A 25,532-nucleotide genomic window follows, 5' to 3' on the forward strand; every position below is an offset into this window, starting at 1 on the left:
GGGTCGCGTCGTGAAGTCCTTCTACGTTCCCCTGCCGATCGTCGCGGCTGCGCTGAAGCCGTTCTATCGCCTCGCGCTGAATGCGCGATTCTCGTTTCGGACGCAGCGGCTGATCCTCGAGGCCGCAGCTCCCGTGCAAACGCTTCCGCACGGAACGGTCTCGCAGAAGATGACACTCGCGGGCCGTCGAGCCGAGCGCGTCACCGTCGGGGCAACCGAACGCGACACCGCGATCCTGTACCTGCACGGCGGCGCGTACACGATCGGATCCATCAATACGCACCGGTCACTGGCCGCACATCTGGCCCGGGAATCGGCCAGTGCTGTCTACGTGCTCGATTACCGGTTGGCACCGGAGAACCCGTACCCGGCAGGTCTGGACGACGCCGTGGCGGCGTTCCGCGAGCTGGTTCGTGTCCACGGATTCACCGCGGACCGCATCGCGATTGCCGGCGATTCGGCCGGTGGCGGTCTCTCGGTCGCCGCTGCCCGGCGTCTGGTGGACGACGGCACCAGCCCGGCTGCCCTCGGCCTGATCTCGCCCTGGGTCGATCCCGGAGCGCGCGACGCCGCCAAGGACCGCGACATGGTGGTCAACACCGGGTGGTCCTACAGCTCGGCCGATGCGTATCTGGGTGCGGGCGATCCGCTGGACCAGGGTTTCGCCCCACTGCTGGGCAACCTGGACGGTTTGCCGCCGATCGTCATGCACGTCGGAACCGACGAGGTGCTGTACGCGCAGATCACTGCGTTCGCGGACAAGCTGCGCCTGTCGGGTGTCGAGCTCGAACACGTGGAGTACAAGAAGCTCTGGCACGTGGCCCATCTGCAGGCGTCGATTCTGCGTGAGGCGGCCCAGGCCGTCCAGCACATGGGCTCGTACCTCGGCCGCAAGCTCCGAGCCGCGCAGCCGACCGGACCGTCAGAGGTTGCGCTCGCCGAGCCAACGGCCGGCGACATCGCCTGACGGAACTCCGTTGCGGACCTCGCCGATCATCTCGGCGAGGTCCGCAGTCGTCAGCTCACCCGCCACCACCGAGAACGACCTCACAGCACTCTCGTCGAGCACTCCGTCGGAATAGAGCGGCACCACGTTCTGCGCCGGATACACGTGGTCGTCGTCGGGCAGCGTTGTCAGGTCTTTCGCCAGCGGGCCGAACGACGCGGTGCGAATCGCCAGCACGTCGACCTCTCCGGCGTTCAAGCCGTCGACGGCGGACTGCGCATCGGCATACGGGGTGACATCGGTGAACGACGCCCCCGTGAACGTGGGACTCCTCGTACCCTGCGCAAGGACGTCCATCGGATCGACCTGGCCGTCGACGATTCCCACCGTTCTTTCCTCACGACCCACGAAATCCGTCACCGTCTCGTCGCCCGATTCACTGCCCGACGCCACCGCGATGGCCAGTCGATCCTCGGCGGTGGCGTAATCCCCCACCGACAATCCGGCCGGCAGTGATCGGTTCAGTTCCGTGTACACGTCCTCGGCCTCGGTTGCCTCGGAAAGACCGTCGAAGGTCCGCAGCAGCTCGCCCGTGAGGTCGGGAACCATAGTCACCTCACCGCGGTCCAGCGCCGCGAGGTAGTCGGCCCGATCGCCCAGGTCCTCCTTCACCTCGACCTCCGCTCCTGTCGACCGCAGTCCCCCGGCGTAGATCTGCGCGAGCAGACGCGACAGATCCGAATTGCCCGCTCCGACGACGACGGGCACCGCAGCAGGGTCGGTCGATGCACTCGCACTGCAACCGCCGACCAGACCGGCGATCGACATCACCAGGGCTGCTGCCAGAACCGACGATCGCACTGTCATTTTCTCCTGTTCACTGCCCATGTGGTTTACCGATCCCGACCGCGGGGCACTAGTGCGAACGAGACGGTAGTCGAACCAACCTTATGGGCACGCCGAATTCGACTACCATCCCGAGCAGCCCGAGTCCTGGTTCTTCCGTTGCCCCCCCGGGGGGCAGATCGGCGGAAATGGGTAGGACTGTGCCCGAACCGATGGAAGGACACCATGACCACCTCCCGCATCACGCGTGCGTTCTCCGCTCCGAGGGCAGTGGCAGCTGTTGCCGCACTCGCTCTCTCGGTCACCGCCCTGACCGCCTGCGGCGGCAATTCGGATCCACTCTCGAGCGGTGGCGGCGAGACCAACAGCGACACGAACTCCATCATCATCGGCTCCGCCAACTTCCCCGAGTCCGAGACCGTGGCGAACATCTACGCCGAGGCGTTGCGCGCCAATGGTTTCGAGGTGAGCACCAAGCTCAACATCGGCAGCCGTGAGGCCTACATTCCCGCAGTGCGAGACGGGTCGATCGACCTGATCCCGGACTACACCGGAAACCTGCTGCAGTACTTGGACGAATCCGCGACCGCCACCTCGTCCGAGGACGTCCTGGCCGCACTTCCTGCCGCCCTGGGCGACGATCTCACCGTGACGGCGCAGGCACCGGGCGAGGACAAGGACGCCGTCGTCGTCACTCGCCAGACCGCCACCGAACGCAACCTCACCACCATCGGCGACCTCGCACCGTTCTCCTCCGAGGTGACCTTCGCCGGTACCCCGGAGTTCCAGGAGCGCGTCGGCGGCCTGCCCGGTCTGCGAGACAAGTACGGCCTGGACATCTCGCCCGGCAACTACATCCCGATCTCCGACGGCGGCGGCCCGGCCACGGTCGAGGCACTCGTCTCCGGGCAGGTCGTCGCGGCGGACATCTTCACCACCGCGCCCTCGATCGCACAGAACGATCTCGTGGTCCTCGAAGACCCGGAGAACAATTTCGCGGCCCAGAACATCATTCCGGTGCTGCGTACGGCCAAGCAGTCCGACAAGCTCACTCAGGTGCTCGACGCCGTGTCGGCGCAGATCACCACCGAAGAGCTGATCGCACTGAACACCTCGGTCTCGGGTGACGAGAAGGTCGAGCCGGCGGCAGCAGCAGCGGCGTGGGTCAAGGACAAGGGCCTGGACCAGCCGGTCAGCTGATGATCACCTTCGAGCACGTCAACAAGACCTATCCGGATGGCACCACAGCGGTCGACTCCTTGGACCTGGTGATCGAGCCACACTCGTTCACCGTGTTCGTGGGGCCGTCCGGCTGCGGCAAGACCACCTCGATGCGAATGATCAATCGCATGATCACTCCCACCTCGGGTGTGATCACGGTCGACGGTCGCAACATCGCCGACATCGACGCGGTGAAGCTGCGCCGCGGCATCGGTTACGTGATTCAGAGTGCCGGCTTGTTGCCGCACCGTACCGTCGTCGACAACGTCGCCACGGTGCCGGTACTGAACGGCGAATCGCGTCGCGCCGCACGCAAGGCTGCACTCGACGTCCTCGAGCGCGTCGGCCTGGACCCGGCGTTCGCCTCGCGCTACCCGGCGCAACTGTCCGGCGGGCAGCAACAGCGGGTGGGCGTGGCCCGGGCGCTGGCCGCCGACCCACCGATCCTGCTGATGGACGAGCCCTTCAGCGCGGTGGATCCCGTGGTTCGTGAAGAACTGCAGATCGAGATGCTGCGCCTGCAGGCCGACCTGAAGAAGACGATCGTCTTCGTCACCCACGACATCGACGAGGCCGTCCGGCTCGGCGATCGCATCGCGGTCTTCGGACCGCAGGGCCGACTGCAGCAGTACGACAAGCCCGACACCGTACTCGCTGCACCGGCAACGTCTTTCGTGGCGTCGTTCGTAGGCCGCGATCGCGGCTACCGCGGGCTGTCGTTCAGGTCGGCGCAGGCTGTGACCATGCACCCGATCCACACGGCGACGCAGGACGAGATCGACGGCCTCCGACTGGACCAGGGGCAGTGGGTGCTCGTCGTCGACGAACAGCGCCGACCGTTGGGGTGGATCGACGCGACCGGAGTCGAGAAGGTGCGGGGCGGCCGCAGCATCGACGAGAGCACGGCAGCGGGCGGCTCGCTGTTCCTCGAGGGCGGCGATCTGCGTCAGGCACTCGACGCCGCGATCTCCTCGCCGTCGGGAATCGGCGTCGCGGTCGATGGTGCCGGGGCTGCCGTGGGCAGCGTCGACGGTGCGGAGATCCTCGAACACCTTGCTGCGCAACGTAAGTCGGAGGACTCGGAACGCAACCGGCATCACTTCCTCGCCAGCGGGGACGCCGAACAGTGACCTGGCTGCTGGACAACTTCGGTGTGGTCCTCGGTTACACGAAGACGCACCTGTACCTCTCGCTCGTCCCGCTGTTCGTCGGGTTGCTCATCGCCATCCCGGTGGGCACCGTCATTCGCAACACTCGCTGGGTTCGTCGAATCACGTTGACGGTGGCCAGTATCGCGTTCACCCTGCCCTCGCTCGCCCTGTTCGTCACCATCCCCGCGGTGGTCGGCCTACCGGTACTCGATCCACTGAACGTGGTGATCGCCCTGTCGGTGTACTCGACCGCACTGCTGGTGCGCGCGGTGCCCGAGGCCCTCGACTCGGTGCCGTTCGCCGTGGTCGATTCTGCCGAGGCGATGGGCTACTCGTCGCTGCGGCGAGCGGTGACCGTCGAACTGCCCCTGGCGCTTCCGGTGCTGATCGCGAACATCAGAGTCGTTGCGGTCACCAACATCTCACTGGTCTCGGTGGGCTCGGTGATCGGCATCGGCGGTCTCGGCCAGCTCTTCACCCAGGGCTACCAGCGTGACTATCCCGATCAGATCTTCGCAGGCATCATCTCGATCGTGTTCCTGGCGTTGATCTTCGACGCGGCCCTGTTCCTGCTGGGGCGTCGACTCACTCCGTGGACGCGACTGAACACGGGCTCGTCGAAGAAGAAGGCACGCGCATGAATCTCTTCTCCGAGGCGTTCTCGTACATTCTCGACGGCGGAAACTGGGCCGGGCCGACGGGAATCGGCGCACGACTGATCGAGCACATGTGGTACAGCCTGCTGGCAGTGTTGCTCTCGGCCGCCGTCGCGGTTCCGGTCGGTCTGCTCATCGGTCACCTGCGCCGCGGTGAGGCCGTCGTCGTCGGCCTCGTCAACGCGCTGCGGTCGCTGCCGACCCTCGGCATTCTCGTGTTTCTGGTTCTGGTGATCGGACTCGGACTGGTTCCGCCGATCATCGCGTTGGTGCTGCTCGGTATTCCTCCGCTGTTGGCGGGCACGTACTCCGGCATCGCCAACGTGGACGCCAACGTCGTCGACGCCGCCCGCGCGATGGGGATGACCGAAACGCAAGTGCTGTTTCGGGTCGAGATTCCCAACGCGCTGCCGCTGATCCTCGGTGGATTGCGCAACACCACACTGCAGATCATCGCCACCGCGACCATCGCGGCCTACGTCAACCTGGGTGGGCTCGGCCGCTACATCTTCGACGGGCTCGCGCTCTACGACTACGGCCGCGTTCTCGTCGGTGCGATCCTGGTGGCTGTGCTGACCTTGATCGTCGACGGCCTTCTCGCCCTCGCGGTGTGGACGTCCGTTCCGGGAACCGGTCGCCTGCGGCGGATGCCGACCGGACTCGCGAAAGTCTGACTCGTCCCACCACGAAAGACACAGACGAAAGACACCGGCGAACCGCAGGCCCGGGTAGGGCCGGGTTCGCCGGTGTTTCTTCCGTTTTCCTACGCGACGCCCTCGGCTCGCGCTGCTGCCGCAACTGCGTCCGCAACGGCCGGGGCGACACGAGGATCGAGTGGGCTGGGCACGATCTTGTCCGCAGCCAACTCGTCGCCGAGAACCGAGAGGATTGCCTCGGCAGCGGCGAGCTTCATGCCTTCGGTGATACGGCGGGCACCGGCGTCGAGTGCGCCCTTGAACACACCGGGAAAGGCGAGAACGTTGTTGATCTGGTTCGGGAAGTCGCTTCGTCCGGTCGCGACGATGGCGGCGTACTTCCTCGCCACCTCCGGATGGATCTCCGGATCCGGGTTGGACAGTGCGAACACGATGGAGTCCGGGGCCATCGACGCGATGTAGCTCTCGTCGACCTTGCCTGCGGACAGACCGAGGAACACGTCGGCTCCGGCGAGGGCGTCGACCGCACCGCCCGACAGTGCACGGGGGTTGGTACGCGCGGCGAGATCGGTCTTGACGCCGTTGAGGTCCGAGCGGTCGGCGGACACGATGCCCTTCGAGTCCAGCACCACCACGTCCCCGATGCCGGCCAGGAGGAGCATGTTCGCGCACGCGACTCCCGCTGCCCCGGCTCCGGAGACGACGACCTTCAGCTCGGACGTACTGCGGCCCTGAACCTTCGCAGCCCCGTTGAGAGCAGCGAGTACGACGATGGCGGTGCCGTGTTGGTCGTCGTGCATGACGGGGCATTCGAGCGCCTCGATGACGCGCTTCTCGATCTCGAAACAGCGCGGTGCCGAGATGTCTTCGAGGTTGACGGCACCGAAGCTGTGCCGCATCCGCACGATGGTCTCGACGATCTCGTCAACGTCGTTGGTGTCGAGCACGATCGGAATGGAGTCGAGGCCTGCGAACTTCTTGAACAGCGCGGCCTTGCCCTCCATCACCGGCAACGACGCGCGCGGACCGATGTCGCCCAAGCCGAGCACTGCGGAACCGTCGGAGATGACGGCCACGAGGCGATCGGTCCAGGTGTATCGCTTGGCCAGCGAGGCGTCGGCGGCGATGGCGCGGCTGACCTGCGCCACTCCGGGGGTGTAGGCGATCGAGAGATCGCGCTGCGTGTCGAGCGGCGCTGCCAACTCGACCGACAGCTTGCCGCCGAGATGCCCGGCGAAGATCTCCTCGTCGGTGATCGCCGCCGGTCCTGCCGGTGCGGTGTGTGTTGCTGCGGTGTCTTCGACTGCCGTCACGGTGAAAGCTCCTCGCACTGTCGACCTCGACCAGCAAGGCGACGAAGTGTCAACGAAGTGAGTGGTGGAAATGAGGGCCCGTCGGAGTGCGCCAGTGCTGGCTGCAAACTGCCGAGAGCGTGTCTCGCATGTGAGGCGGGTACGCCTGCACGATCAGCGATGGGCTGTAGCCCTGTCGGTGCCCCAGTGTGCCACATCGCCGCCCCACCTGACCACAGCGTCAGGAACCACCGGGACCGGTTCTCACTGCCACCATTGTGTCCACAGGACGAGGCCTGCGGCGACGAAGACCACGAGAGCGCCGAGAACGGCCGAGAATCCGCGACGGTGATCGGCGATGCGCTGCGCGATCACGGCAACGATCGCGGCGACGATATGGGCGGCAACCGAGAGAGCGCCAGGACCGGGAAAGCCGCGGGAGTGGCCCAGATACTGCGTGACGGCGACGCCGAGGGCCAGCACCACCAGTCCCCCGGTGACGATACCGCTGAGCCCGCGCAGGAATCGGAGCCCGGCACCTGCCCCGGTCATCCGCCTGCCACGAATCCGCGTACCGAGTCCGCGATCAACTGCACCGCGATAGCGGCCAGCAACAGACCGGCGATGCGTGCCAACAGCGAGATACCACCCTCCCCGAGGAGCCGGATCAGCGCGGTCGAGAATCGAAGCACCAGGAAGAACAGAATGTGAATGGTGATGATGCCCAACGCAATTGCCAAGAACGAACCGGCGTCACCGTCGGCCTGGCTGACGTAGACGATCACCGCGGCAATGGCACCGGGGCCCGCCATAAGCGGAGTCCCGAGCGGCACGAGTGCCACGTTGACGTCCTCCGCGGCGGTGTCCCCGCCCGCACCCTTTCCGGTGAGCAGCGACAACGCGATGAGCAGCAACAGCAACCCGCCCGCACCCTGCAATGCCGGAATGCCGATGTGCAGGTAACTCAGGATCGCCTGGCCGCCGATCGCGAACACCGAGATGACGGTCAGCGAAACCGCGGGGGCCTGCCATGCGGCCTTGTTGCGGGCTTCTTTGCTCTTGCGCCCGACCAGAGACAGGAACACCGGGATCGCGCCCGGCGGGTCCATGATGACGAACAGGGTGATCAACACCGTCAAGTAGAGCGTCACATCGAATGTCATGGCCGCGCCGCCGCAACCAGACGGTCGTACTGCTCTGGGGCAGTGGAGTATTCGCCCAGCTTCACCGTCTTGTTGGTGCCGTGGTAATCCGAGGATCCCGTGACGATCAGGTCCAGTTCCGCGGCGAGGTCGGCCATCACCGCGGTGTCCGCCGGCGAGTGATCCATGTGATCAACCTCCACACCACCGAGACCGCGCGCTGCGAGTTCGCGAATGTGATCGAGGTCGAGGATGCGGCCGCGGGTACGAGCTCTGGCGTGCGCGAGCACACTGACACCGCCTGCCGCAGCGATCATGTCCACCGCTACTTCGAGGGGAGTGTCGACCTTCTCGACGTAGTACTTGCCGTCGGTCGCCAACGGACCGGCGAACGCGGCGTTCATGTCCGGGACGTACCCGGCGTCGATCAGGGCGCGACCCAGATGGGGTCGCCCGGCCGCCGCACCGGCCGAGGCCAGCACCGCGTCGGGGTCGATGGGCAGACCGTCCGCCGCCATCTTCTCGGCGATGGCACGCAATCTCGTGACCCGCTCGCTGCGCAACCGCGCGCGCTCGGTTGCGAATACCTCGTTCGCGGGGTCGAACAGGTACGCCAGTAGGTGCACGGGAACCGGCCGGCCGTCCTCGCCTCGCCCGGTGCAGGAAAGTTCCATGCCGCGCACGAGCGTGAGACCGGACGGCAGTGCGGAGGCCGCCTCGTCCCATCCCGAGGTGGTGTCGTGGTCGGTCAGAGCCACCACCGACAGTCCCGCCTCGGCTGCGGCCCGGACCAGCTCGGCCGGGCTGTCGGTGCCGTCGGACGCCGTCGAGTGGGTGTGGAGGTCGATGAGCACCTGCACAGTGTTCCAGGCCCACTCTCTCGTCGTTTTGCTGGCGTACGATTGCCCGCCATGCCGTCCCTTCCACCACGCCCGTCGCTGCCGTCCCTGCACCGACGATCGGCCAAGGCCGGTCCCGTGCACGCACCGCGAATTCCGGTGCCCACGGCTCGCGCAATCGTCGACTGCGCGGTCTACGTCGAGGGCGCTCGACTGCCCGGCAGATTCACTCACACCTCGGCCATCGCGGAGGTGCGTGCACGCGGCGAAGGATTCGTGTGGGTGGGTCTGCACGCACCCGACGACCAACAGATGAACGCCATCGCCCAGTGTTACGGCCTGCACGAGCTGATGGTCGAGGACACCGTGCACGCCCACCAGAGACCCAAACTCGAGCGCTACGACGACGTCGCGTTCCTGGTACTGCGCACGGTGAAGTACGTCGAGCACGAGTCGGTGACGACCGCCAACGAGATCGTCGAGAGCGGCGAGATCATGGTGATGGTCGGCCGTGACTTCGTCATCACCGTCCGGCACGGGGAGCATTCGGGACTGGCCGGCGTGCGTCAACGCCTCGAGGGCAACCCCGAACAGCTCGCGCTCGGCCCGTCGGCAGTTCTCCATGCGGTGGCCGACCACGTGGTCGACGAGTATCTCGCGGTGACCGACTCGATCGAGCGGGACGTCGACGGTATGGAGGAGGAAGTGTTCTCGCCGCACCACCACGTACCCATCGAGAACATCTATCTCCTCAAGCGGGAGGTCGTCGAACTTCGGCGGTCGGTGACACCACTGTCGACGCCGTTGGCGCGTCTGGTGCAGGAGCCGAGCGTCCCCAAAGCGGTGCGACGCTACCTGCGCGACGTGCAGGACCATCACACGACGGTCGCCGAACGCATCTCCGAGTACGACGAGGTGCTCAGCTCACTCGTCGACGCTGCGCTGGCGCGAGTGACGATGCAGCAGAACCTGGACATGCGCAAGATCTCGTCGTGGGTGGCGATCGCCGCCGTGCCGACGATGGTCGCGGGGATCTACGGGATGAATTTCGACAACATGCCCGAGTTGCACTGGACGTACGGCTACCACCTGATGGTCGCAGTGGTGTTGTGCGTGTGCATCGGACTGTGGAGGACGTTCCACAAGAACAACTGGCTCTAGGGGCCGACGATTCGATTGGACGATGCCCAACCGAATCGTCCGATCGTTGGTGATTGCCCCGACTGCCGACCGGTGACGAGCCCACCGGTTCGGGCCGGATGAGACTGCAGAAGCCCTGCATTGTCGTCCGGAAGGGATCGATGAGAATCCGCTCACTCGTACTGGCGTCGACCGTCGCGTTGCTGTCCACGGTGGTACCGGGAACCGCAACGGCAGGGTCGAACCTCGATCCGGGTCCCGCACTGACCGTCGATCCGGCCGCCCTCGACCACGCTCTGACGTGCACGCCCGATCTGCACGACGCCACCCGCGATCCGGTCCTGCTCACCCCGGCTTTCGCCACCGACCAGCAGTCGTTCGGGTGGAACTATCTGCAGTCGCTGCCCGCCGCCGGAATACCGGTGTGCAGCCTCTCCCTGCCGGACGAGGGGTACGGCGACCTGCAGATCGCCGCCCAGTACGTGGTGCACGCGGTTCGGACGATGGCCGCCGACAGCGGTCGCCAGGTCGTCATGATGGGCCACCAGCACGGCCCGCTCGACGAGCTGTGGGCGTTGACGTTCTGGCCGGATCTGCCTGCTCTGGTGTCGGATCTCATCTCGCTCGCCACCCCGTACAACGGCACCGACTCGGCGCGTTCGGGATGCGACGACTCGCAGGAGTGCCCGCCTGCGAACTGGCAGATCGCCACCGGATCGAAGTTCCTCACCGCGCTGGCGGCGCGTCCGTTGCCGGAGGGACCCGGTTACACCTCGATCTACACCAATTTCGACGAGCTGATCTATCCGCAACCGCACGCCAGCACTCTTGCCGGAGCCGCGAACATCGCCGTTCAGGACGTCTGCCCGCTGCGGCCCGTCGAACACTTCAACATCATCGGCGACAACGTCGCCTTCCGTATCGTCCTCGATGCACTCGAACACGACGGACCTGCTGTCCGCGAGCGGATTCCGGACCATCTGTGTTTCACCACCAGCATGCCGAACCTGCGCTACGACGCGCATGCCGCGATCACCGGCCTGAAGTACCTGGCCCAGGTACCTCGGCACCTGATCGACGACTCCGTCACCGCAGAACCGGAATTGGCGTCCTACGCTCGGTGACTCCGGGTCAGAGACTGGCCGCGGACCGATTCGGATCGCGCACGTCGATCCCGGCCTCGGCCCAGGCCTCACGCAGGGCCGCGGCACCGCGCAGACGCACCCAGGCGGCCTCGGTACCGGTCAACGGCACGGCAGCGAGAAAGCGAACCGGATCGTAGGGCTCGGGCAGCGTCAGATCGGCGATGTCGCTGTCGCCGAGCAGCACCGCGGTGAACGGCGCGTTGGTCCAGAGCGGCTCGCCCAGATCGAGCAGCGCGTCCTCGACGAGCACGACCCCCTCCACCGCGGGCGAGGCAGCGAGCACGGCCAGTGACTTGTGCACGCCCGACGCCACGCCTGCCCCACCGCGAAGAGTCAGCACCAGTTCTGCTCGGGGGCCGCGCGAGGGATCGGCGACGAGTTCGTTGGGATCGGCCATGGGGTGACGAGAACAGCCGAGACTGACGTACCGGACCACGTCGGAGTCCGCGCCGAATCTCAGCACGTCCAGCGACTCGAGGCCGAGGAACGTCACCGACGCCGACGACGGATTCTCGTCGCCGATCTCGGTCACCAGATGTGCGCGTACCGCTGCAATGACACTGTCGCTCACCTGACCCATCCAACACCACCGATGCCCGAGAAGTCCGTTCGGAGGTATCACCGCACCGGAGGTGGGTACCGTCGTACCCGTGGTCTCCGTTCTCGCAGTTGCCGACGAAACGATCGAATCCCTGTGGAGTCCGCAGGTGAAGTCGCTCGGAGTCGACCTGATTCTCGGCGCGGGCGACCTCCCGTTCGACTACCTCGAGTACCTCACCGACGCGTTGAACGCTCCGTGTGTGTTCGTTCCAGGCAATCACGACGCGGACCTCACCGGATACTCGGCCGGACGCGCAGGGTGGATGCGCGCCGGGTTGCCCGCCACCTGGCCCGGACCGGTCGGTGCCGTCAACGTCGACCGTCGAATAGTCTCCGCCGCAGGCCTACGGATAGCCGGCCTCGGTGGGTCCATCCGCTACAACGGTGGCCCCAATCAGTGGACCCAACGGCAGCAACGACGGCGATCGCGCACCCTGACTCGAACGTTCGCGTGGCATCGCAACGTGCGCAAGGATCCTCGCCCCGTCGACATTCTGCTCACCCACAGTCCCCCGCTCGGCGTCGGTGACGACACCGACCCCGCGCACATCGGCTTCGACTGCCTGGACGAGGTGACGCGTCGACTGTCGCCACAGTTGTTGTTGCACGGGCATATTCATCCACACGGTCACACCCCGGATGACCTGACCCTGCACGGCGCGACGGTGATCAACACCGTCGGATTCACCCTTCTCGAGATCGAACCGGGCAGCGAGAGAACGGATTTCGAGACACCGAAGATCGTGAGGCGCAGACATGGCACGTGACACCGGATTCCCGGCCGCCGACGCGGAGAACGACTTCACCCGCCAGCGCCGACGCGCCGACGTCGCACGTCTGGTCGGGTGGCTGCGTCGCCAACCCGACGACGTCAACACCATCCTGCCGTTCGACGAGGTGGTCGCCGCCCTCGGCAAGGTGGGCGAGCGACACCTGGGTCTGCAGGTCATCCGCGTCGAGACCATCGTCGGAAGCGTCGACCGCACTCGCGATTTCGACCGCTTCTTCCGCCCGACGTCGGCGCGCATCCGCGAACGCTGGCAGCGACTTGCAGCCGCCCAACGCCGCGGCGAGGCGATGCCCCCGATCCAGGTGTACCGCATCGGTGGCATGCACTTCGTCGTCGACGGCCATCATCGAGTGTCGATCGCCTTCGCCATGCACCGAACGACGATCGACGCCGTGGTCACCGAGATCATCACGCGCATCTCCCCCGAGGGCATCACCCGACGCGGCGACCTGCTGATCAAGGATCACCGACGCATCTTCCTCAGTCGAGTTCCGTTGGTGGGCCGGGCCCGCGAGGCCGTCCAGGTCACCGATCCCTTCGACTACGCGCAGCTGAGCGAATCGGTGGAAGCGTGGGGATTCCGGTTGATGCAGGAGGTCGGTGAATTCGTCGACCGCGGTACCGTCGCGCGGCGTTGGTTCGGTGAGGAGTACCTACCGGTGGTGCGCATGGTGCGCGCAGCGGAGATCCTCGAGGACCGCACCGACGCCGAGGCGTACCTCTGGATGAGCCGGGAGCGCTACCGCCTGGTGCGCGAACACGTCTGGAACGACGAGATCGTCAGCGAACTGCGTCAGAAAGCTCTGGGGAAGCATCAGTAGGCCTGCGTCGATGCTCGGCCGTGGTAACGGCCCCGGCTCACTTCCCTGGTGCACCGATCTCTGATAGTTACTTAGATGCGTTCATCATTCTAATTTTTTCGGTTCCATCGCTTGGTCGATACGTAACGAGGTAGTTCCTTCATGTCCTCCCGCCGCATACTGCTGCCCGGACTCTGTTTCATCGTCATGACTCTCGCCGTTCTGCAAACGATGGTGGTCCCCATCGTCTTGACCATCGGCACCCAACTCGGGGTCGGCACCACCGCCGCCGGATGGGTACTGACGGCCAACCTCCTCGCGGCGGTGATCGCCACCCCGGTCATCGGTAGGCTCGCCGACCTGCACGGCAAGCGTCCGGTGCTGATCGGTGTGCTCACCGTCGTCCTCGCCGGATCTCTCCTCGCTGCCCTGACCCACTCGTTGCTGTGGCTGATCGTCGGCCGCGTCCTGCAGGGAGTGTCCTACGCACTGTTCCCCATCGCCCTTGCCGTCCTCCGTGACGAGATGCCTCCTCGTAAGCTCGTCGGCTCGATGGCCGTCCTGTCCGGCACACTCGGCGTGGGCGGCGGCTTCGGACTGGTGTTGACCGGGCTACTGACGGCCAACGGTGCCGACTACCACCGCGTGTTCTGGCTCACTGTTGCGTTCGTGGTGCTCGCGCTCGCAATCGCCTGGTTCGGCGTACCGGCGCGCCCGAGATCCAGCCGCGGCACCGTCGACTGGTGGGGAGCTGCACTGCTCGCGGTGACTCTGCTGCTGCTGTTCCTCGCCCTGACCCAGGGCCGCACCTGGGGGTGGGGTTCGCTTGCCACCATCGGCTGCGCGGTCGGCGGTGTGGTCGCGGGGGCCATCTGGTGGACCTTCGAGAAGCGCGCCGACGAGCCATTGGTCGCACCCCGAATGCTCACCCACGGACCGTTGCTCGCCACCAACGTCGCCACCCTCTTCGTCGGTATCGGGATGTTCGTCTATTTCCTCGCCTGCTCGTACTTCGTGCAGACACCACGAGCTGTGGCCGGCTACGGTTTCACCGCGAACGTTCTCGAGGCGAGTGTCGTCTATCTGCTGCCCGGCGCAGCGGTCGGAGTGGTCGCGGCCGTCGTCAGTGGCCGCCTCATCCGGTCGTTCGGGCCGCGCCGAGTACTGATCGCAGGAGCCGTGATCGGGATGGTCGGATTCGTCTTCGTCGCACTCGCCCACGATCACACCTGGCAGCTGATCACCGCAGGCATCGTCATCAACATGTTCGTCAGTCTTGCGTTCGCTGCCCTGCCGAACCTGCTCATGGCCGAGGTCAGCGCAGCGGACACCGGGGTGGCGAACAGCGTCAATTCGATCGTCCGGACAGTCGGCACCTCGATCGCCAGTGCCACGCTGTCCACCGTCCTCGCCATGTTCACCATCGACGGGACAGCCGTCGCCCGCGAGAGCGTGTACACCGCAGCGTTCGTCGCAGGTGCGGTGGCCTGCCTCGTCGTCGTACTCGCGGCCCTGGCCATCAGGAGTACCCCCGCCGCGCGGGAATCGGTGCGAGTGGCGGGGTCCGAACCGACCAGCACGTCGAACATGGCGGCGTGACGCCCTGCCGACCGCTACACAGCGACCTGACAGCCGACACCCTCGTCCGACCAGGACGAAGACCGTCCATCCGCTGGTCGGGGCCCCTGGCAGGAAACTCGTAATCTACTGGGAGTCAACGAATCTGCCTTTCGGGCGTACTCACGAATACCTACTGTCGTGGAGGTACGAACCACGACGAAAGGGAACACATGAACACCCGAAAGATCCTCACCCGCGCAGCAGTCACCGGAGCATTGGTGGCCATCCCTCTGGTGGCGGTCACCGGCACCGCGTCGGCCGATCCGCTGTGGTCCGGCAGCGACGATCGTGACCACAGCGCGCCGCAGTATCAGCAGAACCAGCAGCCCGATCAGTTCCGCCTGCCCGAACTGTTCCCACAGGCACCGGCACCGCAGCTGCAGAACCCGGCACCGAATGTGGTGCCGTTCGACTTCTTCCAGGGCTACCAGCTGCCGAGCACGGGCTCTGCCTTCTGACCCATGTGCGCGGAACTTCGTAGCCCACTACGAAGTTCCGTGCACATGCGCGCAGCGCTCTACAGCGTCAGGTTGGCACCCGATGCCTGGTCGAACACCGAGATCTTCGCCGGGTCGAACCACAGTTCCACCTGACCACCCTCGGCGGCCTTGGATTCGGCGGCCAGACGCGCAACCACCTGTGCGCCACCGAGATCGGCGATGCCGGCATCGGCTGCGAGCTCCTGCAGCTCGCTGGACTCGACCTTGGCACCCTTGAGCGTGAAGTAGACGTACTTGTCGCTGCCCATGGACTCGAGCACGTCGACGGTGGCGGTGAACGTCGCGCCGCTCATCTTCTGGTAGCCGTCGATCAGGGCTGCGTCCTCGAAGTGCTCGGGACGGATGCCGACGACCACCTCGCGGCCCGGGTTCTTGGCCTTGATCGCATCCATCCGCTCGAGTGGGATGTCGATCTCACCGAGCGCGGTGGACACTCCGTTCGAGGTGAGCTGTCCGGGAACGAAGTTCATCGAGGGCGATCCGATGAAGCCGCCCACGAACAGGTTTCGCGGCTTGTCGTAGAGCTCCTGCGGAGAACCGATCTGCTGCACCAACCCGCCGCGCAGCACCACGACGCGATCGCCGAGGGTCATGGCCTCGGTCTGGTCGTGCGTGACGTACACCGTGGTGGTGCCGAGCCGCTTCTGCAGGCGCGAGATCTCGGCGCGAGTCTGCACGCGCAACTTCGCGTCGAGGTTGGACAGCGGCTCGTCCATCAGGAAGGCCTTGGGGGTACGAACGATGGCGCGGCCCATGGCAACTCGCTGACGCTGACCACCGGAGAGGTTCGCCGGCTTGCGGTCGAGGTGCTGACTGAGGTCGAGGATCTTGGCTGCCTCCTCGACCTTGGTGTTGATCTCCGACTTCGAGAGCTTCGCGAGCGTCAGCGGGAAGGCGATGTTCTGACGCACCGTCATGTGCGGGTACAGCGCGTAGGACTGGAACACCATCGCGATGTCGCGATCCTTCGGTGCCTTCTCGTTGACGCGCTCCCCCGCGATGCGCAGTTCGCCGGACGAGATGTCCTCGAGACCGGCGATCATGTTGAGCGTCGTGGACTTTCCGCACCCGGACGGCCCGACGAGAATGATGAATTCGCCGTCGGCGATGGTGATGTCGACGTCGCTGACCGCGGCGGCGCCGTCGGGGTAGAGCTTGGTGACTTTGTCGAGAACGATTTCGGCCATGACGGTTATCCCTTCACTGCGCCGGACGTCAAGCCCGCCACGATACGTCGTTGGAAGAAGAGCACGAAAATGATGATCGGGATCGTGATAACGACTGCTGCCGCCGCGATCGAACCCGTGGGCTCCTCGAACTGAGAGCTACCGGTGAACTGCGAGATGGCCGCCGGGACGGTGACCGAACGTTCCGTCGCCGTCAACGAGATGGCGAGCAGAAGGTCGTTCCAGGCGAAGATGAACACCAGAATTGCGGCGGTGACGATGCCGGGGGCGGCCAGCGGAGCGATGACCTTGCGGAATGCCTGTGCGGGCGTCGCGCCGTCCATCTTCGCTGCCTTTTCGAGCTCCCACGGAATCTCGCGGAAGAACGCCGACAGGGTGTAGATCGCCAACGGCAACGCGAAGGTGATGTACGGGATGATCAGTCCCGGCCAGGTGTCGAACAGTCCCAGCGAGCGGGAGATGTCGAACAGCGGTGTCACCAGCGAGATCTGGGGGAACATCGCGATCAGCAGCGCCGCACCCACGAGCGCCTTCTTGCCCGGAAAGTCCAGGCGAGCAACGGCATACGCGGCCATCGTGCCGATCACCACGGCGATCACCGTGGTGATCAATCCGATGCCGATCGAGTTCACCAACGCCGAGGTGAACTGGTTCGTCTGGAAGATGCCCTTGTAGTTCTCCAGGGTGAACGACTGCGGAATGAACCTGCCGTCCGCGATGGTCGCCGTCGACTTGAACGACAGGCTGATGATCCACAGCAGCGGAACGAGTGCGTAGAGCAGGACGAGGACGTTGACGACCGTCCAACCGACCTTCTTGCGAGGCGTAACAGTGGTCATTACTTGCGGCCTCCGTCGTCGGATCCCGGTGCCGATGCACCGAACAACTTGATGAACACGAACGCGATGATCGCGACGCAGAAGAAGATCAGGATGCTGATCGCCGACCCGAGTCCGAGGTTGAACGCACCGAAGAGGTTGTTGTAACCCAGAATCGAGACCGATCCGGTTTCGTTGCTGCCTCGGGTCAGGACGTAGATGTTGTCGAAGATGCGGAACGCGTCGAGGGTGCGGAAGAGCACCGCGACGAGGATCGCCGGCTTCATCAACGGGATGGTGATCCGCATCAGCCTGGTCCAGCCACCCGCCCCGTCGACCTCGGCGGCCTTGAGCAGGTCGTCGGGCACCAGCGCCAGGCCTGCGAGCAGCAGCAGCGCCATGAACGGCGTCGTCTTCCACACTTCGGCCAACACGACGATCGCCAGTGACGGGAACTGCTCGGTGAGCGGGGCACTGCCGTCGGGCAGCAGATTGGCGAGGTAGCCCGTGCCCGGGGTCCACGCGTAGTACCAGCTGTACGCGGCGGCGACGGTCACGATGCCGTAGGGAATGAGCACCACGGTGCGCACCAGTCCACGGCCGAAGATGGTGCGGTGCATGACCAGAGCCACCGCCAGGCCGAGGATGAACTCGATGATCACCGAGATGATCGTGATGCCCGCTGTCACGCCGAACGCCGTCCACCAGTAGCCGTCGGAGAGCACGGTCACGTAGTTGGAGATGCCGACGAATTCACGATCCTCGGGGAATGCGAGGTTGTACTTCTGCAGGCTGAGCCAGAACGCGTAGATGATCGGGTACCCGGTGACCGCGATCATCAGCAGGGCTGCGGGTGCGATGAGCAGCAGACCCAACCGTCGTTCGGCCTTCTTGCCGTCGGAGACGTTCTTCAGAGCCGCCTGCTTGTCGACAGGCTGCGATGCGGGCTGTGACTCGGTGGTGGCGCTCATGGAATCAACCCTTCGGAATTGACGGCCTTGGTGACCAGATCAGCGAGCTTGTCCACGTCGGCCACCGGATCGATGTTCTGCGGCGGGTTGAGCGCATCGGTCAACAGAATCGAGATGCTCTGGTACGCAGGCGAAACGGGCCGGACGGCCGCCGACTCGATGGAACCGAGCACCCCTTCCCACGCGGGATAGACGGCCTGGAACTCCGGATCGTCGTACAGGCGTGCAAGCACCGGCGGCACACCACCGTTGACGGCGTTGTTGCGCTGGTTCTCCTCGTTGGTGAGGCACTCGACGGCCTCCCACGCGAGGTCCTCGTGCTGGGTGGTCTTGGCGACGCCGATGTTGAACCCACCGATGGTGACCTTGGCGGGCTCGCCCGCATCGACCTCCGGATACGGGGCGCTGCGGAAGACCTCGGCGATCCGCGCGTCCTGCTGGTCGGCAGGCACGTTCGACAGGTCGAGGAACGAGACGGCACCGGCGACGGCGTTCTCCTTCAGACCGGGCAGCACGAACGGGTAGTTGACCTGGAAGGCCATCCGTCCTGCTTCCATCCCGAGCCGGGAGGTTCCCTCGTCGCTCTGCGAGACCGACGGGTCGCGGCCATCGGCGGTGGCGACCCGCTTGATGATCTCGAGGGCCTTCTCGGTGGCGGCGCGGTGCTCGGGAGTGTCGTTCAGTGTCACCGTCGTTCCGTCTTCGCCGACGACCGATCCTCCTGCGCTCTCGAGCAGCGAGTTGAACCAGACCATGAAGCCCTCGTACTGCTTGGCCTGGACGCCGATCTCCGAGGGCCTACCGGCGGCCGCATTGGCCTCGGCCACGTCGATCAGCTGATCCCACGTCTGCGGCGGCACCCCGTCCGGCACCTCGTCGGGCCGGTACCAGAGCAACTGGGTGTTGGAGTTGAGCGGAACCGCGTAGAGCTGGTCCTGCCATTCGGCCGTGGCGAGCGGACCTTCGAGGGTGGAGCCGTCGCGCAGCTTTTCGGACAGGTCGTCGGGCACGGGCAATGCCCATCCGGCTTCGGCGAATTCGGCCGTCCACACCACGTCGAGTGTCATCAGATCGAGCGTCCGGTCGTTGCCCGCGAGGCGCCGCGCGAGCTGGAGACGCTGATCATTTGCGCTCTTGGGCAGCGTTCGCTGCTCCACGCGGTAGCGACCGTTCGAGGCGTCCGAACACACCTGTGCCGCAGCGGCGTACTGCTCTGCGCCGTCTGCGGCAGTGTAGAAACTCAGAACCGGAACCGAACTGTCGGACGAACCACACGCTGCGAGCAACGGACTCGTCACCAGAGCCGCTGCCGCCAACACCCCTATCCTCGTTGCTTTTCCACGCCTACGACCACGATGTCTCGGCACTTTCCGCCTCCGTACGTTCAGTTACTCGCGCAGCACACTGTGTGGGACTGCCGTGCACGAAAGAAACGTAACCGAACTCACTGGCATTGAGGGGAGATTGGGGCTATTCCGTTACCTGTCGGTTGCCTGGTCGTCCACCAGGTGTGATCAGATCGACAGTTTCGCGAGCAGGTCGCGCGCTTTCTCCGCGGTACGGGGTTCGCAGAGGACGTCGTAACGACCGGCGACCAATTGCATGCTCGACGCGAAATCTCGCTGCCCCTTGGTGGCCGCGTACGGAATGGACGCCGAGATCAGGCCGAAGATGATGCCGCCGCCGACGCCGATGAGCAGAGCTCCGAGGATGTTCTCGCTGAAGATACCGAGGACCAAGCCGAGGAAAACGCCAAGCCATGCACCCGAAACAATGCCTCCACCAATCACTTTGGGCCACGTGAGCCGGCCCAGGACGCGCTCGACCTGCATCAGGTCGACGCCGACGATCGTCACGTCCTGTACCGAGAACTCCTCGTCGGACAGGTAGTCGACGGCGCGCTGCGCCTCGGCGTAGGTGGGGTAGGAACCGATCGGCCAACCGGAAGGCGGCGTCGGCAGTCCCTGCCCTGGGCGGCCCGACTGCGAGAGGGGATTAGTCATGACTCCATTGTGCCCCGAAACGGACACCCGGCACACCCGTTGTAGCGGTTCACAGCAGGTTGACGGTCGGTCAGGACGTGGTCGGTCAGGTTGTGGGCGGCACGAAAGCGGTCGTGCGCGTCATTCCTGCGGCGCGGCCCTTCGCCGAGACGACGAGCGCCATCTTGCGGCTCGCCTCGTCGATCATCTCGTCGCCCAACATCACCGCACCGCGACCGCCACCCGCCGCGGACGTGTGGAACTCGTAGGCGTCGAGAATCATCTCGGCCTTGTCGTAATCGGCCTGACGCGGCGCGAAGATCTCGTTGGCGGCCTCGATCTGCGTCGGATGCAGCACCCACTTGCCGTCGAAACCGAGGCCAGCCGTGCGGCCGGCCGCCCGACGAAAGGCGTCGAGATCTCGAATCTGCAGGTAGGGGCCATCGATCGCCTGCAGACCGTGGGTCCGGGCAGCGAGCAGAATGGTCATCAGAATGTGGTGATAGGCGTCGCCCGTGTCGTATCCGACCGGTTGCTCGCCGACGACCAGAGTGCGCATGTTGACGCTCGCCATCAGATCCGCAGGGCCGAACACCAGGGTCTGCACGCGCGGGCTCGCCGTCGCGATCTCGTCGATGTTGCGCAGACTGCGTGCGCTCTCGATCTGCGGCTCGATCCCGATGGCACCGACCTCGAGACCGTGCTCCTTCTCGAGCTGAGTGAGCAGCAGATCCAGCGCCTGCACGTGCGCGGCGCATTCCACCTTCGGCAGCAGGATGGCGTCGAGATTGCGTCCGGCACCCGACACGACGTCGATGACGTCGCCGTACGTCCACTGCGTCGTCCAGTCGTTGACGCGCACGACCTTGATCTGATCGCCCCAACCGTCGGAGTTGAGTGCGTCGACGATGCGCGCTCGGGCCGCCACTTTCGCCAGCGGCGCGACGGCGTCCTCGAGATCGAGAAAGACCGCGTCGGCGGGCAGTCCCTTGGCCTTGTCGATCATCTTGTCCGAACTGCCCGGAACGGCCAGTACCGACCGCCGCGTGCCCGAAGCTCTCACGAAAGCACAACCCCTGTCTGATTCACCCTCTGTACTGCCGAGCCTCTAACCTTGCCATCATGGCAGCACTGAGCAAGGTATTCGCGGCCAGGCTCGCCGGCCTGGGTGTCCTGGGCCCCGACGGCGAATCGATCGGCCGGGTTCGTGACGTGGTCGTCTCGATGCGTGTCGGCAGAGCGCAGCCGAGAGTCCTCGGCCTTGTGGTCGAATTGGCAACTCGCCGAAGAATTTTCGTGCCGATGCTACGAGTGACGAGCATCGAGCCCAATTCCGTTCAACTCACGACCGGAAACGTCAGTCTTCGTCGATTCACCCAGCGCGCCAACGAGATCCTGGTCTTCGCGCAGATCCTCGACTCCAAGGTGCGCGTCGACGACCCCGAGCTCGACGAGCTGCACGACGTCGATTCCATCGTCGTCGACCTCGGCATCGAACTCACCCGAACTCGCGACTGGGTGGTCGCGCGGGTGGCGGTCCGCAAGCAACGGCAACGGCTCGCGCGGCGTGGTGCCATCCACGTCGTCGATTGGCAGCACGTGCAGGGGCTGACACAGAACGAGCTGTCCATGCCCGATCAGGGTGTGGCGCAGCTGCTGATGCAGTTCGAGGATCTTCGCGCGGCCGACGTGGCGAACGCGATGCGCGAGCTGCCCGTCAAGCGCCGGATGGAGGTGGCGCGCGCTCTCGACGACGAGCGGCTCGCGGACGTCGTCCAGGAACTGCCCGACGACGATCAGGTGGAGTTGATGCACTACCTCGGTGTCGACCGTGGCGCCGACGTGCTCGAGGCCATGGACCCGGACGACGCCGCCGACCTGCTGGGCGAGCTGCCCGAGACCGAGGCGGAATCGCTTCTGCGCCTGATGGATCCGGAGGACTCCGCGCCTGTCCGTCGTCTGCTCGAACACTCCCCCGATACCGCCGGTGGTCTGATGACCCCCGAGCCGGTGGTTCTCACCGCGTCGACGACGGTGGCCGAGGCGCTCGCCCGGGTACGTAATCCCGATCTGACGCCTGCGCTGGCCTCCCTGGTGTTCGTCGTGCGGCCCCCGACCGCGACACCGACCGGCCCGTATCTCGGCTGCGTGCATCTGCAGCAATTGCTTCGAGAACCCCCGGCGAGCCTGGTCGGCGGAGTTGTGGACAGCGCTCTGCCGAGATTGTCCCCCGAGGACAGTCTCACCGCCGTGACGCGGTACTTCGCGACGTACAACCTCGTCTGCGGCCCGGTGGTCGACGACGAGGACCACCTGGTCGGGGCCGTGACCGTGGACGACGTCCTCGATCACCTGCTGCCCGAGGACTGGCGAGATCAGGAAGTGGCGGGACAGTGAAAGAAACAGCACGCCAGAGAATGGACACGCCGCGCGGGTCGCGGATGTTCAATGTGAACCTCGACTTCGACCTCGGCAAGTCGGGCGAGAAGGCCGCACGATTCCTCGGCACCGGCCGCTACCTGGCCATCCAGACGGGAATCGTGATCGTCTGGATCTTCCTCAACGTCGTGGCGGTCAACCTCCAGTGGGACCCCTACCCCTTCATCCTGCTCAACCTCGCGTTCTCGACCCAGGCCGCGTACGCAGCTCCGTTGATTCTTCTGGCCCAGAATCGGCAGGACGACCGCGACCGCGTCTCCCTCGAGGAGGACCGTTCTCGCGCCCAACAGACCAAGGCCGACACCGAGTTCCTCGCTCGTGAACTCGCCGCGCTGCGCATCGCCGTCGGCGAGGTCGCCACCCGCGACTACCTGCGCCGCGAACTGGACGAGATCAAGGCACTCCTCGAGCAGGCGACGGGTCAACCCACGGTCTCTCCCAAGAAGGCACGAAAGAAGGCGGCCGCGCGGGTGCACGACGACATGGGCATGCCGGACGCGTCGGACCCCGATACGCACTAGGTCCGCTCTGTAACAGCCCGATAACGGAACAGTCTCGAATCAGGTACCCTCGATCCCGGTCATCAGGTCGGGCCCCGGTTGTCATCCGGGGAAATCAGGAGGTACAGCACGCGTGGGTCGTCACAGAAAAGCATCGAATTCCAAGGTCAGACGGAATTCGGTGATTGCTCTGGCAGGTCTCGTCCCCGCAGGACTCGTCACCGCCGCCACCAGCGCCGGAGCCACGGAATACATCCCGTTCGTCAGCGCGAAGACGTCCCCTGCCGCGCAGGAATCGAACTCCGTCGTCGAAACTCCGCAGCCGATCGCCCAGGACGGACAGGCGCAGCCGGTCGCCCAGGCCGAGCTTCCCGTGCCCGCTGCGGTCCCCGCACCCGCGCCGGTTCCCGAGATCCCGCCCACACCGGAGCTGCCCACCAACCTCGCGGTCAGTCCCATCGCGATTCCGGTCGTCAACGTCTCGGCGTACAAGAATGCCGAGCGCATCCTCGCCCAGCAGCAACCCGGCTGCGGCATCAGCTGGACCGTGATCGCCGGCATCGGCCGTGTCGAATCCACCCATGCCAACAACGGCAAGGTCGACGACTCGGGCGAGCTGCACGAGCCCATCCTCGGGCCACGACTGAACGGCACCCTCGCGGGCAATCAGGTGATTCGTGACACCGACGGCGGCGCGCTCGACGGCGACACCGAATACGACCGTGCCGTCGGACCCATGCAGTTCCTACCCTCGACGTGGAACCTCTATCACGCCGACGGCAACGGCGACGGAGTCTCCGACCCACAGAATCTGTTCGACGCGGCCCTGGCCACCGGCATGTACCTGTGCGACGACGGCACCAACATGCGTGACCTGGGATCGACCACCAAAGCGATCCTGCGTTACAACAACTCGATGGCCTACGTGGCGAACGTGCTCGCGTGGTCGGCCGGATACGCCACCGGCATCGTCCCGACCTCGGACCAGCTCCCGCGCATCCACTGATCGGCCGTCCGCGCCTGCCCTGCTGTCCATCGGCGCACAGCCCACCGCCTAGCATGAGGCAATGGCTGTACTGACCGAATCCGACGTTCGGACCGCGCTCTCGAAGGTGATCGACCCCGAGATCCGCAAACCCATCACCGATCTGGGGATGGTCAAGAGCATCGACATCTCCGACGACGGAGCCGTCGGCGTCGGCATCTACCTCACCACCTCCGGGTGCCCGATGAAGACCGAGATCAGCGACCGCGTCAAGAACGCAGTCGCCGACGTCGCAGGCGTCGGCACCGTCTCGGTCGAACTCGACGTGATGAACGACGAGCAGCGCACCGAACTCCGCAAGTCACTGCGCGGCGATTCCGCAGAGCCGATCATTCCCTTCGCGCAACCCGGATCCCTGACGCGCGTGTACGCGGTGGCGTCGGGCAAGGGTGGCGTCGGCAAATCCAGTGTGACGGTCAACCTCGCTGCATCGCTGACCGCTCGTGGGCTGTCGGTGGGTGTGCTCGACGCCGACATCTACGGCCACTCCGTGCCCCGGATGCTCGGGAACGACGCACGACCGACCCAGGTCGAGAAGATGATCATGCCGCCGCAGGCGCACGGCGTGAAGTTCATCTCGATCGCGCAATTCACCCAGGGCAACACCCCGGTCGTCTGGCGCGGACCGATGCTGCACCGTGCGCTGCAGCAGTTCCTCGCCGACGTCTTCTGGGGCGACCTGGACGTACTGCTGCTCGACCTTCCTCCCGGTACCGGAGACGTGGCAATCTCTGTCGCTCAGCTCATCCCGAGCGCGGAAATCCTCGTGGTCACCACCCCGCAGCAGGCCGCGGCCGAGGTCGCCGAGCGCGCGGGTGCAATTGCACTACAGACTCGGCAGCGCGTGGCAGGCGTCGTGGAGAACATGTCGTGGCTCGAGCTCCCCGACGGCACCCGGATGGACATCTTCGGATCCGGTGGCGGACAGGACGTATCGGACAGACTCACCAAGGCAGTGGGTGCCAGCGTTCCACTTCTCGGCCAGATTCCGCTCGACACCGCCGTCCGAGAGGGCGGTGACGCAGGCACGCCGATCGTGCTGAGTAACCCGGAATCGCCTGCGGCACAGGCACTCGAGGCCGTCGCAGCGAAACTCGCCGTACGCGAGCGCGGTCTGGTGGGAATGTCACTCGGCATCGATTCGGCGCGCAAACTGTAAGTCGCGCTTATACCCGACAAACGACGCGGGAAACAGGGTTGGGGCCTTAGGATTTGCCTTCAATCCTATTGTCGATAGAGAGTGGCC

Annotated in this window: 27 protein-coding genes; 15 read left to right on the top strand and 12 right to left on the bottom strand. The window is 65.5% G+C overall.

Annotated features, from left to right (window positions below; all coding sequences use genetic code 11):
- The first annotated feature begins 10 nt into the window (after positions 1-10).
- The gene (locus tag CH249_RS02510; protein WP_032394118.1) at positions 11-967 is read left to right on the top strand and encodes an alpha/beta hydrolase; all 957 of its coding nucleotides are present in this window, start codon (positions 11-13) and stop codon (positions 965-967) included.
- Here the strand turns inward: CH249_RS02510 and CH249_RS02515 are convergent.
- Positions 923-1,813 (bottom strand): glycine betaine ABC transporter substrate-binding protein, encoded by an 891-nt coding sequence (locus CH249_RS02515; RefSeq protein ID WP_094682128.1) that lies wholly within the window; start codon positions 1,811-1,813, stop codon positions 923-925. The genes CH249_RS02510 and CH249_RS02515 overlap by 45 nt on opposite strands.
- Positions 1,814-2,017: 204 nt before the next feature.
- On the opposite strand from CH249_RS02515, the gene CH249_RS02520 reads away from it, so the two are divergent.
- Genes CH249_RS02520 through CH249_RS02535 form a run of 4 tightly spaced genes read left to right on the top strand, consistent with a single transcriptional unit; the run spans position 2,018 to position 5,494 of the window.
- Positions 2,018-2,992, top strand: coding sequence for an ABC transporter substrate-binding protein (locus CH249_RS02520; protein WP_045199238.1), 975 nt, complete (start codon positions 2,018-2,020; stop codon positions 2,990-2,992).
- A complete protein-coding gene (locus CH249_RS02525; RefSeq protein WP_094682129.1) occupies positions 2,992-4,143 on the top strand; it encodes an ABC transporter ATP-binding protein in 1,152 nt (383 codons plus the stop codon). The genes CH249_RS02520 and CH249_RS02525 overlap by 1 nt, the downstream gene beginning before the upstream one ends.
- Positions 4,140-4,805, top strand: coding sequence for an ABC transporter permease (locus tag CH249_RS02530; protein WP_094682130.1), 666 nt, complete (start codon positions 4,140-4,142; stop codon positions 4,803-4,805). Before CH249_RS02525 ends, CH249_RS02530 begins: the two co-directional genes overlap by 4 nt.
- The gene (locus CH249_RS02535; protein WP_094682131.1) at positions 4,802-5,494 is read left to right on the top strand and encodes an ABC transporter permease; all 693 of its coding nucleotides are present in this window, start codon (positions 4,802-4,804) and stop codon (positions 5,492-5,494) included. The genes CH249_RS02530 and CH249_RS02535 overlap by 4 nt, the downstream gene beginning before the upstream one ends.
- Before the next feature lie 89 nt (positions 5,495-5,583).
- Here CH249_RS02535 and CH249_RS02540 read toward each other — a convergent pair whose 3' ends face one another.
- The 4 genes from CH249_RS02540 to CH249_RS02555 form a co-directional block, all read right to left on the bottom strand.
- Positions 5,584-6,789 carry an NADP-dependent malic enzyme gene (locus CH249_RS02540; RefSeq protein ID WP_094682132.1) on the bottom strand — a complete coding sequence of 402 codons (1,206 nt, stop codon included), beginning with the start codon at positions 6,787-6,789 and terminating at the stop codon, positions 5,584-5,586.
- A gap of 243 nt (positions 6,790-7,032) precedes the next feature.
- Positions 7,033-7,320: a hypothetical protein gene (locus CH249_RS02545; RefSeq protein WP_094682133.1), complete on the bottom strand. Its 288-nt coding sequence runs from the start codon at positions 7,318-7,320 to the stop codon at positions 7,033-7,035.
- The gene (locus CH249_RS02550) at positions 7,317-7,931 is read right to left on the bottom strand and encodes a MarC family protein (protein WP_032394112.1); all 615 of its coding nucleotides are present in this window, start codon (positions 7,929-7,931) and stop codon (positions 7,317-7,319) included. Before CH249_RS02550 ends, CH249_RS02545 begins: the two co-directional genes overlap by 4 nt.
- Positions 7,928-8,764: a PHP domain-containing protein gene (locus CH249_RS02555; protein ID WP_094647058.1), complete on the bottom strand. Its 837-nt coding sequence runs from the start codon at positions 8,762-8,764 to the stop codon at positions 7,928-7,930. Before CH249_RS02555 ends, CH249_RS02550 begins: the two co-directional genes overlap by 4 nt.
- A 57-nt stretch (positions 8,765-8,821) precedes the next feature.
- Here CH249_RS02555 and CH249_RS02560 point away from each other — a divergent pair, with 57 nt between their 5' ends.
- Both CH249_RS02560 and CH249_RS02565 read left to right on the top strand, forming a co-directional pair.
- Entirely contained in the window at positions 8,822-9,910 is a 1,089-nt protein-coding gene (locus tag CH249_RS02560; protein ID WP_032394111.1) for a magnesium and cobalt transport protein CorA, read from the top strand.
- Positions 9,911-10,050: 140 nt separating this feature from the next.
- The gene (locus CH249_RS02565; RefSeq protein WP_094647057.1) at positions 10,051-11,013 is read left to right on the top strand and encodes a lipase; all 963 of its coding nucleotides are present in this window, start codon (positions 10,051-10,053) and stop codon (positions 11,011-11,013) included.
- Between the two features lie 7 nt (positions 11,014-11,020).
- On the opposite strand, the gene CH249_RS02570 is transcribed toward CH249_RS02565, so the two are convergent.
- The gene (locus tag CH249_RS02570; protein ID WP_082073932.1) at positions 11,021-11,614 is read right to left on the bottom strand and encodes a suppressor of fused domain protein; all 594 of its coding nucleotides are present in this window, start codon (positions 11,612-11,614) and stop codon (positions 11,021-11,023) included.
- 70 nt (positions 11,615-11,684) lie between these two features.
- Here CH249_RS02570 and CH249_RS02575 point away from each other — a divergent pair, with 70 nt between their 5' ends.
- The 4 genes from CH249_RS02575 (at position 11,685) to CH249_RS02590 (ending at position 15,302) form a co-directional block, all read left to right on the top strand.
- A complete protein-coding gene (locus CH249_RS02575; protein WP_094682212.1) occupies positions 11,685-12,401 on the top strand; it encodes a metallophosphoesterase in 717 nt (238 codons plus the stop codon).
- Positions 12,391-13,245, top strand: a complete 855-nt coding sequence (locus CH249_RS02580) for a chromosome partitioning protein ParB (protein ID WP_094647009.1) — start codon at positions 12,391-12,393, stop codon at positions 13,243-13,245. Before CH249_RS02575 ends, CH249_RS02580 begins: the two co-directional genes overlap by 11 nt.
- A 141-nt stretch (positions 13,246-13,386) precedes the next feature.
- Positions 13,387-14,823 (top strand): MFS transporter, encoded by a 1,437-nt coding sequence (locus tag CH249_RS02585; protein ID WP_094682134.1) that lies wholly within the window; start codon positions 13,387-13,389, stop codon positions 14,821-14,823.
- A gap of 191 nt (positions 14,824-15,014) precedes the next feature.
- Positions 15,015-15,302 (top strand): hypothetical protein, encoded by a 288-nt coding sequence (locus tag CH249_RS02590; protein WP_094659299.1) that lies wholly within the window; start codon positions 15,015-15,017, stop codon positions 15,300-15,302.
- 59 nt (positions 15,303-15,361) lie between these two features.
- On the opposite strand, the gene CH249_RS02595 is transcribed toward CH249_RS02590, so the two are convergent.
- The 6 genes from CH249_RS02595 to CH249_RS02620 all read right to left on the bottom strand — a co-directional run bounded on the left by CH249_RS02595 (position 15,362) and on the right by CH249_RS02620 (position 21,365).
- Entirely contained in the window at positions 15,362-16,531 is a 1,170-nt protein-coding gene (locus CH249_RS02595) for an ABC transporter ATP-binding protein (RefSeq protein WP_032394108.1), read from the bottom strand.
- A 5-nt stretch (positions 16,532-16,536) separates the two neighbouring features.
- Positions 16,537-17,370 carry a carbohydrate ABC transporter permease gene (locus tag CH249_RS02600; RefSeq protein WP_032394107.1) on the bottom strand — a complete coding sequence of 278 codons (834 nt, stop codon included), beginning with the start codon at positions 17,368-17,370 and terminating at the stop codon, positions 16,537-16,539.
- Positions 17,370-18,320: a carbohydrate ABC transporter permease gene (locus tag CH249_RS02605; protein WP_032394106.1), complete on the bottom strand. Its 951-nt coding sequence runs from the start codon at positions 18,318-18,320 to the stop codon at positions 17,370-17,372. Before CH249_RS02605 ends, CH249_RS02600 begins: the two co-directional genes overlap by 1 nt.
- A complete protein-coding gene (locus tag CH249_RS02610) occupies positions 18,317-19,639 on the bottom strand; it encodes an ABC transporter substrate-binding protein (protein WP_032394105.1) in 1,323 nt (440 codons plus the stop codon). The genes CH249_RS02605 and CH249_RS02610 overlap by 4 nt, the downstream gene beginning before the upstream one ends.
- Before the next feature lie 195 nt (positions 19,640-19,834).
- A complete protein-coding gene (locus CH249_RS02615; protein ID WP_032394104.1) occupies positions 19,835-20,323 on the bottom strand; it encodes a general stress protein in 489 nt (162 codons plus the stop codon).
- Positions 20,324-20,408: 85 nt separating this feature from the next.
- Positions 20,409-21,365 (bottom strand): CoA ester lyase, encoded by a 957-nt coding sequence (locus tag CH249_RS02620; protein ID WP_094682135.1) that lies wholly within the window; start codon positions 21,363-21,365, stop codon positions 20,409-20,411.
- Between the two features lie 59 nt (positions 21,366-21,424).
- Here CH249_RS02620 and CH249_RS02625 point away from each other — a divergent pair, with 59 nt between their 5' ends.
- The 4 genes from CH249_RS02625 to CH249_RS02640 all read left to right on the top strand — a co-directional run bounded on the left by CH249_RS02625 (position 21,425) and on the right by CH249_RS02640 (position 25,445).
- Positions 21,425-22,699 (top strand): magnesium transporter MgtE N-terminal domain-containing protein, encoded by a 1,275-nt coding sequence (locus tag CH249_RS02625; RefSeq protein ID WP_032394102.1) that lies wholly within the window; start codon positions 21,425-21,427, stop codon positions 22,697-22,699.
- A 20-nt stretch (positions 22,700-22,719) separates the two neighbouring features.
- Entirely contained in the window at positions 22,720-23,262 is a 543-nt protein-coding gene (locus tag CH249_RS02630; protein ID WP_045199222.1) for a DUF1003 domain-containing protein, read from the top strand.
- 112 nt (positions 23,263-23,374) lie between these two features.
- Positions 23,375-24,247, top strand: a complete 873-nt coding sequence (locus CH249_RS02635) for a lytic transglycosylase domain-containing protein (RefSeq protein WP_032394100.1) — start codon at positions 23,375-23,377, stop codon at positions 24,245-24,247.
- Positions 24,248-24,308: 61 nt separating this feature from the next.
- Positions 24,309-25,445 carry an Mrp/NBP35 family ATP-binding protein gene (locus CH249_RS02640; RefSeq protein WP_032394099.1) on the top strand — a complete coding sequence of 379 codons (1,137 nt, stop codon included), beginning with the start codon at positions 24,309-24,311 and terminating at the stop codon, positions 25,443-25,445.
- Positions 25,446-25,532 lie beyond the last annotated feature (87 nt).

It is taken from the genome of Rhodococcus sp. 05-2255-3B1 (assembly GCF_002258545.1).
GTDB lineage: Bacteria > Actinomycetota > Actinomycetes > Mycobacteriales > Mycobacteriaceae > Rhodococcoides.